This window comes from Mycolicibacterium rutilum, assembly GCF_900108565.1.
GTDB lineage: Bacteria > Actinomycetota > Actinomycetes > Mycobacteriales > Mycobacteriaceae > Mycobacterium > Mycobacterium rutilum.
In genome coordinates, this window is sequence record NZ_LT629971.1 from 4004647 (window position 1) to 4017770 (window position 13124).

18 protein-coding genes are annotated in these 13124 nt (G+C 68.4%); 11 read left to right on the forward strand and 7 right to left on the reverse strand.

The window, feature by feature from the left end; genetic code table 11:
• Nucleotides 1-74: 74 nt before the first annotated feature.
• Both BLW81_RS19470 and BLW81_RS19475 read left to right on the forward strand, forming a co-directional pair.
• A complete protein-coding gene (locus BLW81_RS19470) occupies nt 75-731 on the forward strand; it encodes a DJ-1/PfpI family protein (RefSeq protein ID WP_083408586.1) in 657 nt (218 codons plus the stop codon).
• Entirely contained in the window at nt 728-1045 is a 318-nt protein-coding gene (locus BLW81_RS19475; RefSeq protein WP_083408587.1) for a hypothetical protein, read from the forward strand. The genes BLW81_RS19470 and BLW81_RS19475 overlap by 4 nt, the downstream gene beginning before the upstream one ends.
• Here the strand turns inward: BLW81_RS19475 and BLW81_RS19480 are convergent.
• Entirely contained in the window at nt 1025-1339 is a 315-nt protein-coding gene (locus BLW81_RS19480; protein WP_407662273.1) for a hypothetical protein, read from the reverse strand. The genes BLW81_RS19475 and BLW81_RS19480 overlap by 21 nt on opposite strands.
• Before the next feature lie 92 nt (nt 1340-1431).
• Between BLW81_RS19480 and BLW81_RS30175 the strand changes: the two genes are divergently transcribed.
• Nucleotides 1432-1566 (forward strand): hypothetical protein, encoded by a 135-nt coding sequence (locus BLW81_RS30175; protein WP_268875568.1) that lies wholly within the window; start codon nt 1432-1434, stop codon nt 1564-1566.
• Between the two features lie 5 nt (nt 1567-1571).
• On the opposite strand, the gene BLW81_RS19485 is transcribed toward BLW81_RS30175, so the two are convergent.
• Together BLW81_RS19485 and BLW81_RS19490 are read right to left on the reverse strand one after the other, a co-directional pair.
• A complete protein-coding gene (locus BLW81_RS19485) occupies nt 1572-2486 on the reverse strand; it encodes a ribonuclease Z (protein WP_083410673.1) in 915 nt (304 codons plus the stop codon).
• 37 nt (nt 2487-2523) lie between these two features.
• Entirely contained in the window at nt 2524-2952 is a 429-nt protein-coding gene (locus BLW81_RS19490; RefSeq protein WP_083408589.1) for a DUF4383 domain-containing protein, read from the reverse strand.
• A 127-nt stretch (nt 2953-3079) separates the two neighbouring features.
• On the opposite strand from BLW81_RS19490, the gene BLW81_RS19495 reads away from it, so the two are divergent.
• Complete coding sequence (locus BLW81_RS19495) at nt 3080-3745, forward strand: MOSC domain-containing protein (RefSeq protein WP_083408590.1); 666 nt, start codon at nt 3080-3082, stop codon at nt 3743-3745.
• A gap of 2 nt (nt 3746-3747) precedes the next feature.
• Here BLW81_RS19495 and BLW81_RS19500 read toward each other — a convergent pair whose 3' ends face one another.
• Nucleotides 3748-3996, reverse strand: coding sequence for a hypothetical protein (locus tag BLW81_RS19500; RefSeq protein WP_157897756.1), 249 nt, complete (start codon nt 3994-3996; stop codon nt 3748-3750).
• 197 nt (nt 3997-4193) lie between these two features.
• On the opposite strand from BLW81_RS19500, the gene BLW81_RS19505 reads away from it, so the two are divergent.
• Nucleotides 4194-4907: a hypothetical protein gene (locus BLW81_RS19505; protein WP_083408592.1), complete on the forward strand. Its 714-nt coding sequence runs from the start codon at nt 4194-4196 to the stop codon at nt 4905-4907.
• On the opposite strand, the gene BLW81_RS19510 is transcribed toward BLW81_RS19505, so the two are convergent.
• Nucleotides 4904-5860 (reverse strand): NAD(P)/FAD-dependent oxidoreductase, encoded by a 957-nt coding sequence (locus BLW81_RS19510; protein WP_083408593.1) that lies wholly within the window; start codon nt 5858-5860, stop codon nt 4904-4906. The genes BLW81_RS19505 and BLW81_RS19510 overlap by 4 nt on opposite strands.
• Before the next feature lie 294 nt (nt 5861-6154).
• On the opposite strand from BLW81_RS19510, the gene BLW81_RS19515 reads away from it, so the two are divergent.
• The 3 genes from BLW81_RS19515 to BLW81_RS19525 all read left to right on the forward strand — a co-directional run bounded on the left by BLW81_RS19515 (nt 6155) and on the right by BLW81_RS19525 (nt 9696).
• Nucleotides 6155-7114: an esterase family protein gene (locus BLW81_RS19515; protein ID WP_083408594.1), complete on the forward strand. Its 960-nt coding sequence runs from the start codon at nt 6155-6157 to the stop codon at nt 7112-7114.
• A 67-nt stretch (nt 7115-7181) separates the two neighbouring features.
• On the forward strand, nt 7182-8738 hold the full coding sequence (locus BLW81_RS19520) for a class I adenylate-forming enzyme family protein (RefSeq protein WP_157897757.1): 1557 nt from the start codon (nt 7182-7184) through the stop codon (nt 8736-8738).
• Nucleotides 8713-9696 (forward strand): haloalkane dehalogenase, encoded by a 984-nt coding sequence (locus BLW81_RS19525; RefSeq protein WP_322788756.1) that lies wholly within the window; start codon nt 8713-8715, stop codon nt 9694-9696. Before BLW81_RS19520 ends, BLW81_RS19525 begins: the two co-directional genes overlap by 26 nt.
• Here the strand turns inward: BLW81_RS19525 and BLW81_RS19530 are convergent, their stop codons facing one another.
• Nucleotides 9697-10830, reverse strand: coding sequence for an acyl-CoA dehydrogenase family protein (locus tag BLW81_RS19530; protein ID WP_157897970.1), 1134 nt, complete (start codon nt 10828-10830; stop codon nt 9697-9699). It abuts the gene before it with no gap.
• A gap of 97 nt (nt 10831-10927) precedes the next feature.
• On the opposite strand from BLW81_RS19530, the gene BLW81_RS19535 reads away from it, so the two are divergent.
• The 3 genes from BLW81_RS19535 to BLW81_RS19545 are packed head-to-tail and all read left to right on the forward strand — an operon-like array spanning nt 10928 to nt 12315.
• The gene (locus BLW81_RS19535; RefSeq protein ID WP_083408597.1) at nt 10928-11362 is read left to right on the forward strand and encodes an MOSC domain-containing protein; all 435 of its coding nucleotides are present in this window, start codon (nt 10928-10930) and stop codon (nt 11360-11362) included.
• A gap of 46 nt (nt 11363-11408) precedes the next feature.
• Entirely contained in the window at nt 11409-11996 is a 588-nt protein-coding gene (locus BLW81_RS19540; protein ID WP_083408598.1) for a hypothetical protein, read from the forward strand.
• 25 nt (nt 11997-12021) lie between these two features.
• A complete protein-coding gene (locus tag BLW81_RS19545; protein WP_083408599.1) occupies nt 12022-12315 on the forward strand; it encodes a hypothetical protein in 294 nt (97 codons plus the stop codon).
• Between the two features lie 11 nt (nt 12316-12326).
• Here BLW81_RS19545 and ripD read toward each other — a convergent pair whose 3' ends face one another.
• Nucleotides 12327-12869: an NlpC/P60 family peptidoglycan-binding protein RipD gene (ripD, locus tag BLW81_RS19550; protein ID WP_083408600.1), complete on the reverse strand. Its 543-nt coding sequence runs from the start codon at nt 12867-12869 to the stop codon at nt 12327-12329.
• Between the last annotated feature and the right edge of the window lie 255 nt (nt 12870-13124).

Below are 13124 nucleotides of genomic sequence, written 5' to 3' on the forward strand. Positions count from 1 at the left end.
GATGGCAAGATCCCGGCGGGACGTGACTGACTGAGCACTGTCGGCGCGGCACCGAGGTCACCGACGATGACGGCATGCATGCGCAGATCGTGTTGTTCGACGGATTCGATCCGCTCGACGCCATAGCCCCGTACGAAGTCCTCGTCGCCGGTAGCGATTTCGTCGGGGGCGAGCTCGAGGTCGAACTCGTCTCCGCCGAGGGGCCGCGCCCGGTTGTCAGCGGTTCACGCGGCTTGGTGCTGCAAGCGACCGGCACCCTCGATCCGGCCAAGCCCGGGTACGTCATCGTCGCGGGGGCGGTCGGCCCGCTCGACGGCGATCCGGACGAAGGCGCGGTCACGATCCCGGTACTGCTGGCCAGGTTCGGGGAGACCGCCGCTGTCCCGTTGATGCGCAAGGCTTTCGACAACCCTGACATCACCGTGGCGACGGTGTGCGGCGGTTCGCTGGCACTGGCCATGGCCGGACTGCTCGAGGGCCGCAACGCCAACACCCACCATCTGGGGATCGACGTGCTCGAGGCCACCGGTGTCACCCCGGTCCGGGCCCGTGTGGTCGACGACGGTGACCTCGTCAGTGCGGGGGGAGTCACCTCGGGCCTGGACCTTGCGCTGCACCTGCTCGACCGCAGTTACGGTCCCCGCGTTGCGTTGGCCGTCGAGGAGATGTTCGCCTACGAGCGTCGCGGCACCGTGTGGACCGCCACGGGCCGGGAACCGAAAACGTCATGACCACAGAGCTGATCGGTGACTGGGACGTCCGCATCAAGACCCCCGTCGGATCCCTTCAGGTCGTGTACCGCTTCCTCGACGAGGCCGGAACCGTCGTCGGCACCGCCGATGGCAAAGCCGAGACGGTGCCGCTGACCGACATAGTGATCACCGATAGCCTTGACGGACAACGGATTCAGTGGCGGCAATCGGTGACCAAGCCGATGCGGCTCAACCTCGAGTTCGACGTTCTGGTGCAGGGTGACCGGATGTCCGGTCATTCGCGTGCCGGTCGGTTGCCGCGCTCGGCCGTCTCAGGACTCCGGCGCCGCTGAGCGCTGTTCTGGTGCGGCCACGTCGGCCTCCCAGCGTTCGCGTCGTTGCCGGTCGGTCTGCTCCCACCACGGCGGCGTGCCCCGCTCGCCAAGCGCCACCTTCGCCGCCTGCACGCCCGCGCGTGCCGCCGGCTCCTCCGCGGTGCCCTTGGTGCGGCGCACCTCCCGGCGCCACGCCATCAGGATCTTGGTCAACTCGGCGCGGCGCGGCTCCGGGATGGCGGGATCGGTCGCGCGCCATCGTCGCCCGTTGACGATGATGTACCGGCCGTCGGGGGTGCGTTCCGGCGTCACCCCCGCGATCGTACGAGGTGATCGCCCATATTCCGTCACATATTTCGTCGGCTCTGCGTTTTTGCCCGCCGATCCTCGGGTAAGTGCACCTCATGACTTCCCCCGAACCGCCAGAGAACATCGACGATGCCGACGACACCGGTACGCCGGTGCCACCTGCTGCGCCCGCGTATTCGACGCAGCCACCCGAGGGCGTGCCCTCGGCCGACGACGACATCCGGTCGTAGGCCGGTCAGCGGCGCGGGGGCACCGCGATCCGGGCGAGGTCCTCAGCCACCACGATGTCGCCGCCGTAGTGTTCAGCCGCCTCGTCGCGGTGCCGGGCTGCGTCGGGATACCGCTGCGAGAAGTGCGTTAGCACCAAGCGTCGCACGTTGCACTGGGCGGCCACCCGGCCGGCCTGACTGGCCGTCAAATGCCCGTACTGCGCAGCCAATTCGGCATCCTCGTCCAGGAAGGTGGCCTCGATTACCAACAGGTCGGCGTCCTCGGCGAGCGCGAACACCGCGTCACACATGCGCGTGTCCATGATGAATGCGAACTTCTGGCCCGGTTTCGGCGCCGTCACGTCTGCCAACCGCACCCGGTGCGTTCCGGTGTCGAGGAACCCGTTGCGCTGCAACATCCCCACTACCGGGCCGGTGATGCCGTGGCGGGCGAGCAGTTCGGGAACGAAACGCCGGCCATCGGGTTCGACCAGTCGGTAACCGACCGCGTCGACAGGGTGGTCCAGGCCGCGAGCCTGCAGGACGCCGAAACTTCCCTCGGCGACAGGGCCGTCACCGCTGACCGGAAACTCGAGGAGATCGGCGCGCTCGTGAAAGACGCTGGCGTGCCGAAGACGGGCGAAGAATTCGCGGCCTGATTCGGGAAAGTAGGCGCGCACAGGGTGTTTCACGTCGTCGAGGGACAGGCGCTGCACCACGCCGGGCACGCCCAAACAGTGATCACCGTGGAAGTGCGTCAGACACAGCCTGGTTATCCGACTGGATGCGACACCGGCCAGCAGCATCTGCCGTTGCGTGCCCTCGCCCGGGTCGAACAGGAAACCCTCGTCGTCCCACATCAGTAGATAACCATTCTGGTTGCGATGCCGGGTCGGCACCTGGCTGGCCGTTCCGAGCACGACGAGTTCGCGATTCGACACCTCTTGACAGTAGGCGTCGACTGTCAGCCGAGCTTTGTCACCGCCGCAGATCGGCAAGCGAATTGCGCAGACCGCCGTCGATGCGGATCTGAATCGCGGCCACGGCCAACATGATCGCAGCGGTGATCAGGTGCACCACTGCGTCGGTGATGTTGTTCGGGAACGTGAAGACGTAAGCGACCTGGTTGGAGAAGAACGCCCAGATCCCCGGCAGCGCACCGGCCACCGCGGCGGCAATCAGGTACAACACCGACCACGATTTCCGCACCGCGAAGATCAGGCCGGGTCCGAACAGCGCGACCCCGGCGACCGCGTGCCAGCCGTTGTAGTCCATCCCGAGCACCTGGGCGGTCGGCGCATCGGGCCCGGTCGCGAAGCTGGGTTCGACGATGAAACCGATGACCGCCTGGATCAGGTGAAATCCGCAGATGACCACCAATCCGACCTGCGCGAAACTCCACTTCATGCGGGCTCCTCCGAGTGTTCGTCGGTAGCGTCCCGCCGAATACTACGCTCAGTAGTAGTCGCTTGTGAAGGCTCTGGTTGCGATATTCGGGCGGCGATGTCGGCCCGACTGCCGCTACCCTGTGCGGATGGCGAATGTGCTGTCGGTGAACGTGGCCCGAGCGCGAGTCAATCCCGACGCGCCCTCGCGATCGACCGGTATCGACAAGGTCCCCGTCGACGGGGGGGTCGCGGTCAGTGCCCCCGGCCCGATGCGTGGCGGGCGCGGCAGCGGACTGGCCGGCGACACGATCGGCAACCAGAAGCTGCACGGCGGCGACGACCAGGCGGTCTACGTCTTTGCGCGAGAAGACCTGGACGACTGGGAGACTCAGCTGGGCCGTCCGCTGCGCAACGGCATGTTCGGTGAGAACCTGACGACGACCGGAATCGACGTCACCCGTACGAAGATCGGCGAGCGGTGGCGAATCGGCGCCGACGGGCCGCTGCTGGAAGTTTCCGCGCCGCGCACGCCGTGTCGGACGTTCTCCGCGTTCCTGCAGATCGACGGCTGGATCAAGACATTCACCGCGGCCGGGAAACCCGGCGCCTACCTTCGAGTGATCTCGCCGGGCGTCGTGAAAGCCGGCGACGAGATCACCGTCGAACACCGACCCGACCACGATGTGACGATCGGGCTGGTGTTCCGCGCCCGCATGACCGATGGTTCACTGTTACCGGAACTACTGGCCGCAGAAGCGCTTTCGGCCGAACTCAAAGCCTACGTGGCCAAGAAGATCGCGAAGAGCGCCTGAGGTCAGTGCACCTCACCGGTCGTGTTCGTATAGGGCGCAGTCGTGAACGGGGGCACGGCAACCGACGTCTCCGGGGCCGACGGCGCGGTGGTCTTTGTCGACGTCTCACCGGTGGTGATCTCGGGCTGCGCGACGACCGCCGGTGCCTGCTGGGCGACCGACTCCTCGAGCGCCACGGTGAGCGCACCCATCGCCAGCAGCGCGCCGCCGCCGAACATGGCCAGCATCAACTTGATTCGCTTCGTAGTCACGTGCACCCACTCCATCGGTATGGTCAGCAAACGCGTGCATATTCGACACCGTGCCGGTCCGCTGAATCCGGCACTGGCGTATACGAATCCGACAACCGCCTGCGGAAACCAAACATTCCCGATCCGCACGAACTTTCTCAACCGAATTTTCGGCAGGCTTCCCGCCTGAGGCGAGCCGACAGTCCTAGAGTCATCACGTGGCAAACACCAGCGACCGGGTACGGCTGTCGGGCGCGCACGTCGCCTCGACGGTCGAGCAACTCGAGCGCCGTATCCACGCGCGGTTCGGTGACCGCGGCCTGACCAAGACCGCACGCGACCTCGGACTGCTCGTCGTCGAGGTGGACACCGAGGCCGGCCAGTCACATCTGCGGCTGCGTCGCACCACGCTGGCCGCGCGCACGGCAAGCGTCGCGATCGTGGCGGCAACGCTGATCGCGCTGGTGTACAGCCTTCGCTCGGCCGTCCTCGACGGACTCGCGCGAACCGCCGACTGGGTACCGCTCACCGAGAGCGTGATCAATGACCTGGTATTCGCCGCGATCGCCGTCGTGTTCCTGTGGGCGTTCCCCGAACGGCTCGAGCGTCGCTCGCTGCTCGGGCTCCTGCACCGGCTCCGGTCGCTCACGCACGTCATCGACATGCACCAGCTGTCGAAGGACCCGGAGCAAGTCAGCCCGAATTACGTACCGACCGCGCAGAGCATCCGTCACGGGCTCGACGCCGACCAACTGCACCACTACCTGAACTACTGTTCTGAGCTTCTCGCGCTGACCGCCAAGACGGCCGCGCTGTGCGCCGAGCACAGCACCGACGGAGTGGTGCTCGAAACCGTCTCTGACATCGAAACGTTGACCACCGAGGTGGCCAGCAAGATCTGGCAGAAGATCTCCCTGCTGCCGCGCGACTAATTGTTCGGCGGCTGGTCCGGTGCCGAACCCCACCCCTCCCAGAACAGCAGATGCGACCGCACGCCTGGGTGATTCACCTTGTCGAGCACCTTGATTCCCGCGTTCGCGACCGCGGGGACCCCGATCAGTCGGTGGAAGAACCGGCCGCGGCGGTATTCGCTCCCCCAGTCCGCCTCGACGCGCTGCGCGTAGTTGGTGAAATCGTCGGGCCCGCCGTTCACCAGCGCCGCGACCGCGCACTCCCCCGCCGCCATTCCCGACTGCAGTGCCTTCGAAATCCCCGCTCCGGAAACGGGTCTGGCGGCGCCGAGCGCGTCGCCTGCGAACAGCACACCCGGACGCCACGGCGGCCACGCGGTGAACCCCATCGGCAACCGCCATGCCTGCAGCGCGGTCGACGGGCATCTCGGCGCGGATCGCGCGATCGCCGAATAGCCGTGGTATTTCGAGTCGAGGCGCAGCCCGCGTTTCACCGGCGAATACGCGCCGTCGGCGGCGATCACCGCGTCCGCGACTACCCGCTCGCCGCCACGAAGGGTCACGCCGATGACCCGGCCGTCGTCTACGATCGGCGCGATCACCTCGGCGCCCTGGCGCACCTCGGCGCCCGCCGCGTGGGCGTTCTCGAGTAGCAGCGCGTCCAGCGCGGTACGCCGCACCACGTGGCCGTGGTCGGGCATGCCGGGCCGCTTCGGGAATGCGAGATTCCACTCGCTCGGGCTGAACACCCGTGCCCCGGACACCCGGTAAAACGACGCGACCGCGTCGGCCAGGCCCATCTTCTGCAGGAAGCTCACGGCCCGGGGTGTCAGCCCGTCGCCGCACGGTTTGTCGCGAGGGAACGTGGCCTTGTCCAGCACCACAACACTGGCGCCCGTGCGGGCGGCCTGCCACGCGGCCGCGGACCCGGCCGGCCCGCCCCCGACGATCGCCACGTCGAAATGCTGTGTCATCAGGCTCCCTCGACGTTCCGACGGTCATGCGCCCAGCACCTGCGCGAAGCGGACCAGCGCTTACCGGTCTGTGACGATCGCGGCGGGACATTCGACGCGTCCGTAACGTGGCGGTGTCAGGCGCCGACAAATGGGTAAACAGCGGCCGCGGTTCGTCGATTCCTTCGCGGCGGCTGTGTCCGTCGCGGCAGGTGTGAAGCAGCAGCATCTGAAACAGGCAGCCCACAGGGGCGCCGGTCCGCAAATCCCTGATGACCGCTGTCGCGGTCTGCTTCACGACAGGAAGTTCACAACATGAGCCTCATACGGAGTTGGGCGCGCCGGCTGACCGCCGCCGTGCTCGCCGCCCTGCTGATTCCCGGCCTGATCGCCGTCGCCGGCGGTGCGGCCACCGCCTCGGCGTACTCGCGGCCCGGCCTGCCGGTCGAGACGCTGATGGTGCCGTCCGCGGCGATGGGCCGCGACATCCCGGTCCGCTTCCAGGGCGGCGGTCCGCATGCGGTCTACCTGCTCGACGGGCTGCGCGCACGCGACGACAACAACGGCTGGGACATCGAGACGGCCGCGTTCGAGAACTACTACGAGTCCGGCCTGTCCGTCGTCATGCCGGTCGGCGGCATGTCGAGCTTCTACACCAACTGGCAGGCCCCCGCCGTCGGCAACGGCACGACCTACAACTACCAGTGGGAGACGTTCCTGACGTCCGAGCTGCCCGCGTACCTGTCGGCCAACAAGGGCATCTCGCCCAGCGGCAACGCGGTGGTCGGATTGTCGATGTCGGGCAGCTCCGCGCTGATCCTGGCCGCCTATCACCCGGGCCAGTTCAGCTACGCCGGCTCACTGTCGGGCTTTTTGAATCTGTCCGCGGGCATCTGGCCGACGCTGGTCGGTTTCGCGATGCGCGACGCCGGCGGATTCGATGCCACCGCGATGTGGGGCCCCGGCGGCAGCGCGGCGTGGCAGCGCAACGACCCGACACTGCAGGCCGGCCGGCTGGCGGCCAACGGCACTCGCATCTGGGTGTACACCGGCAACGGCAGGCCCGGTGACCTCGGCGGCGGCGGCGACATCCCCGGCCAGCTGCTGGAAAACATCACCCAGGACAGCAACAAGGCGTTCCAACGGGCCTACCTGGCCGACGGCGGCAGCAACGGCACGTTCAACTTCCCGCCGTCCGGCACCCACGGGTGGGGCTACTGGGGTTCGCAGCTGAACGCGATGAAGGGCGACATCCAGCGCACGCTGGGCGCCTGACCCTCCGACACGCCGCTGGGCGACCGTCCTGTGCGGTCGCCCAGCGGGCGTTGGGGACAATCACTGCGTGACCCAGCAGCCACGGCCGACGGTTCCCGCCCTGCTCGCCCGCGCCGTCGATCAGTTCGGCGACCACACCTACCTGGTCGGCCCGGACGATCGGCTGACCTACCTCGACGCGCAGCAGCGGTCGGCCCGCGTCGCGCGGTGGCTGTTGGGCGAGGGCGTCGGCAAGGGCACCCGCGTCGGCCTGTTCTTCCCCAACGGCGCCGACTGGATCGTCTGGTGGCTGGCCGTCACCCGGATCGGTGCACTGGCCGTACCGCTGAGCACGCTCTACACCCCGGCCGAGATCGCGAAGGTGGCCCGACTGGCCGACATCGCGGTGCTCATCGCGCCCGACCGGGTGCTCGACATCGACGTCGCCGAGCGCTTAGAGGCGGCCTGGCCCGAACTGCGCACCCAAGAGCCGTCCCGGCTGGCGTTGCCGGGCGCGCCGTACCTGCGCCGCATCGTCATCACCTCCGCCACAGTTCCGGCCTGGGCCACCCGCCGCGACGCTGACGACGGTGCCGTGCCCGACGACGTGCTGGCCGCCGCCGAGGCCGAGGTCTCGCCCGCCGACCTCGCCGTGGTCATCCACACCTCCGGTTCGACCGCCGACCCCAAGGGCGTCATGCACACCCACGGCACACTGGCACGGCAGACGTCGACGTGGCCGACCGCGATCCGCGCGGTGACGAAAAACGAAGGGCCGGCGCGCATCCTGTGCGCGATGCCGTTCTTCTGGGTCGGTGGGCTGCTGGCGGCCACCGGCGCGCTGCACGAGCCCGTGACCGTGCTCGCCCTGCCGCGAATGGAGCCGGGCGCCGCGCTGGACCTGATCGAGTCAGAACGCGCGACCGGGGTGGTCGGCTGGCCGGCGTTCACCCAACGGATGCGTGAACATCCGAGCTTCGCCGACCGCGATCTGACCAGCGCCCCGCTGCTGCGTGACGGTCCCCTCGACATCGCGATGGTCGACGTGCCCGACGGCTTCCCGGTGCACCGCACGATGTCGGAGACCGCGGGCGGGTTCGCCTACACCGACATGTGCATCGTCGACGACGACGGAAACCCGGTGCCCGACGGAACCGTCGGCGAACTGCTGATCCGCGGTATCGGGGTGATGGCCGGATACAACAAACGCGAGCGCTGGGAGACGTTCGACGAGGACGGGTGGTACCACACCGGCGACCGCGTCTACCGCACCCAGGGCGACCCACGGTTGTTCTACGTGGGACGGACCACCGATCTGATCAAAGCCGCGGGGGCCAACGTCTCGCCGCTGGAGGTCGAGGCCGTCATCGAGGGATTCGCCGACGTGGCACAGTGCCTCGTGCTCGGTGTCGACGATCCGGCCCGTGGCGAGGAGGTATGCGCCGTCGTCGTGCCCGCCGGCTCGGGCGTCGACATCGACACGCTGGCCGCCCGCACCCGCGAGCAGCTGTCCGCCTACAAGGTTCCGACGCGGTGGGTGGTGGTGTCGAGCGACCGGATCCCGACCCTGCCCAGCGGGAAGTTCGACCGAAAAACCCTGCGCGCCATGGTCATCGACGGTGCGCTCGACGCGGTTGGCGGGTGAGGTGATGTCGGTGCTGCGCACACCGGACGACCGGTTCGCCGCGTTGCCGGACTTCCCGTTCGAACCACGCTATGTGCAGGTCGACACCCGAGGGCTCGACCCGCTGCGGATGCACTACGTCGACGCCGGTCCGCCCGACGCGCCGGTCGTCGTGCTGCTGCACGGGCAACCCACCTGGTCCTACCTCTACCGGCACGTCATCCCGGTGCTGACCGGGGCGGGCCTTCGGGTCATCGCCCCCGACCACATCGGCTACGGCCGGTCCGACAAACTGACCGACCCGACCGACTACACCTTCAAACGGCATATCGACTGGCTGCACAGCGCGATCCGTCGACTCGACCTGCACGACATCACGCTCGTCGTCCAGGACTGGGGTGGTCCGATCGGACTGAGCGCGCTGGCCCGCGACCCGGACCGGTACGCCCGCGTCGTCGCGACCAACACGATCCTGCACACGTGCGACCCCGCCCTCGCCGGCAAGCTCGAATGGCCGCACCACGCCGTGGGCGACGGACAGGTGGTGCACCAGGAAACGCTGCTCGACTATGTGGCGTTCTACCAGCGGGCCCCGGAACTGGTGCCCAGCTTCTTTCTCGACGCGGTGGCCGGCCCGCTGGGCCCGGGCGTCGCCGCCGCCTACGACGCGCCGTTCCCCGACCGCCGGTTCACCGCCGGGCTGCGTCAGATGATCGCCTTGATCCCGTTGACCCGCAACGATATCGGCGCCGCGATCGGACGGGACACGATGGCCGCGCTGGCCGACTTCCGCCGTCCGTTCCTGACCGCGTACTCCGACGGCGATCCCGCGACGCGCGGCTGGGACCGGGTGTTCGCCGAGCACGTCCCAGGAGCCGAGGGTCAACCGCACACGACGGTGGCCGGCGCCGGGCATTTCATCCAGGAGCAGCGGGGCGCCGAACTCGGCCGCATCATCGCCGATTTCGTCGCCCGGTGATCAGAGACCGAACTGATCGTCGATGACGCCCAACCAGATCTGGGCCGCATCGATCGCCACCTTCTCGCTGATGAACGCGTGCTGGGTACCGGTGTACAAGTCGCGGAACGCGCGCTCCAGCCGGGTGCCCTCACGGATCGAACTGGTACCCGCGACCAGATGCGCCCACTCCGCGCACTGGCGCGCCACATCGGTGGCGTACACGGCCGCGACCCGCATGTCAGCGCGCAGGCCCGGGGTGAGGTCCTCCCCCGCCGCGACACTGGCTTCGGCGGTGGCGAACGCGTCGTGCACCAGCAGGCGCGCCGCCCGCCACGCCGCGACGTGGTGGGCCAGTCCTTTCTGAAAGGTGGGCCGACTGGCCAGCGACGCCATATCGCTCATCCGGAACTTCGTCGCGGCCAACTCCTGCACGTCGTCGAGCATGCTCTTGGCCACGCCCAGCGCCCACGAGGCGTGACCGGCCGCCGTCACCGGCATCATGCCCATCCGGGTCGCCGGCGAGGAACCGCGCAAGGGCTCGCGAGTGAACAGGGCGAACGTCCGTTCCGCGGGCACGAACACGTCGTCGATGCTGTAGTCGTAGGACCCGGTTCCCTTGAGCCCCTGCACATGCCAGCCGTCGTTGAAGCTGACGTCCGCGCGCGGCAGGATCGCGACCTGCATGTCGGGCACGCCCTCGCTGACCCACCGCATCTCCGTGCCGTCCATCGGCAGGAAGCCGGCCGCGACGTACTCCGAATGCCCGATGCCCGACCCGAAGCTCCACGCCCCGGTGAGCCGGTATCCGCCGGGCACGGCGGTGCCCTGCCCGTTGGGGAAGAACTGTCCGCCCATCGTCACGCGGTTGTCGTTCGCGGAGAACACCTCGGCGAAGCCGGCGTCGGGCAGGTAGGCCGCCGCTGCAAACGACGACGGCAGATTGGCGATGCCGGTCCACCCGAACGAGCCGTCTTGCCACGCCATCTCGATCCAGGTTTCGATCATCTCCGCGAACGACGGTTCGGCGCCGCCCGCCTGCCGCGGGTTGAACGCCGACATCAGCCCGGTGTCCCACATCGCCGCCACGATCGCGGGGCTGAGCGTGCGGAGCCGCTCCGACTCCGCGGCTTCGGCCGCCACCAGCTCACGCATGCTGCGCGCCCGGTCCAGCGTTCCTTCGGCAGATCCCAGTGTCGACGTCACCCGTCCTCTTTATCAGCGATCGTCGCGGCGCACCTACACTTCGGCCGTGCACGTCATCGCGCTGAACATCGCCCCGGGCAGTCGGTTGCCGACGCGCTCGGTCGAGGCGGTGGTCGCCGAGGCCGGCGTCGGGCTGGTCGGCGACCGGTATCACGGCACCAAGCACCGGCACGTCACCCTGCAGTCCCAGGAACTGCTCGACCGGGCGGCCGCCGATCTCGGTCGTCCCTTCGATCAGGCGGGCACGCGGCGCAACGTCACGGTCGACGCGGGTGAGATCCCGACGCGGCCCGGCACCCGGCTGCTCGTCGGCGACGTGCTGCTGGAGGTGGTGCGGGTGTCGGCGCCCTGCCGCCTGCTCGACGACTGGATCGGACCGGGCGCCGCCGCCGCCCTGCGTGGGCGCGGAGGCGCGGCCTGCCGCCTGCTCAGTTCGGGGACGATCCGGCTCGGAGACCCCGTCGAGGTGTTGCCGGTGTGAGGCCGTTGTTGGGATCGGTACCGCGACCGAACGGTTGAATTGCCCCATGAACCAACGCGTGACGGTCGGCGTCGCGGCCGCCGCGGCGATCCTGGTCGGCTGCTCCTCGCCGGCGACCGAGACGCCGGCCCGTACCGACTGCGCGGTCGATCCGGCCAGCGCGCCGCCAGTCGCCGTCGAGGCCTACCAGACGGTGCCCGAGGCCGACCGAATCACCCTGACACTCAGCGATATCGGGCCGGTGACGCCCGGCGGCCCGCCCGTCGAAGTCGAGGTCACGATGTGCAACGACTCCGCGGTCGACTACCCGGACGTCGGAGTCGTGCTGGTGCTCGGCCACTGCAGTTGCGCACCGAACCCGACATCGATCCCGGCGGGCACGGTGCACCGCTTCGACGAAAACACCGGCAGCTGGGCACTTGTCGAGCATCCGACCGCGGGCCTGGGGGTCGACTACCTCGGCACGTACGCCGATGTGCGGCCGATGCCCAAAGGGCAGCGCCGAACGGCGCGCTACCGCATCGCTCTCGACGGCTCGATGACCGCCGGTCAGGGTGTCGTCGAGGCGGCCGCGGTCACGCCGGAACCGCTGAACCGCATCGGTACCGCCGATACACCGTTCGCCGTCGGATAGTGCTCGGCGCGGATAGGATCACCGAATGTTTCGGATAGACGGCATCGACGGCGAGAGCATCGTCGTCGACGGCAACTGGGTCGAGAAGCTGCGCGCCGGAACCTCCCGCGGCCGCAATCCCGCCGATCAGTACTCGGGCACCCAGATCAAGGAGTTCAGCAGGCGCAAGAAGCTGTTCGGCGGCGAGAAGGAGCAGTTGCTTCAGGTGATCGTCGGTGTGGGAACGTTCTACTCGCTCAACGTTCCGGCCGAGCGTCGTCATGAGGTCGACGCGCTGATCGCCGAACTCGAGCGCGCACGGGAGCGTGCCACCTCGTAGCCGACTCAGGCTTACTTGATGATGCGAACCAGATACGGCGCCATGTTGTTGGTGCGCACCGGTGACACGGTGACGGCCGGATCGGTGGCCTCGAGCATCTGGCCGTTGCCCAGGAACAGCGCGACGCTCTGATTTCCGTTGGGGCCGTAGAAGATCAGATCTCCTGGCAGCGCCTCGGACGGCAGCACCTTCTGACCGACGGTGTATTGCGCACCCGACGACCGGGGCAGCTTCACCCCGATGCCGGCGAACGAGTAGACCATCAGCCCCGAGGCGTCGAACCCGACGGTGCTCACGGCCGGGTTCAGACCGACGATGTGCCCCTCGGTGTCGAGACCCGCGACATTGTCAGCGGTGCCGCTGCCCATCGTCGGGCCGTTGGCATCACCGCCGCCGTAGGAGAACGGGACGCCGCGCTGCGCCAGTCCGCGGGCGATGACGAGGTCGACGGCCTGCTGGTTGACCGCGGACCGTGCCGACGGTGCGGCAGTCGCCACCCCAGGGACGGTCGCCAACAGGGCGACACCGATCACCAAGGCGTAAATGCGTCTCATGACTCGTTGCTCTTTCTCGACGGCGCGCGGGCGGAAGCACTGTATTCACTTGTACCGTCAGATTTGCCCGATGCGCCAATTCGCCCATGGCTCAGGGCCAATGAGATGCCGTACCGTAACCGAACGGTGACTACCCGGGCCGGCTAACCGATGCGCAGGCCGGGCACCGACCCTGAGGTCTACGATTGGGCGCAGGTTCGCGATTCCATGCTGTTGACTCTGCCGCATCCCACGCTGGGGGACCTCGACGTCCCC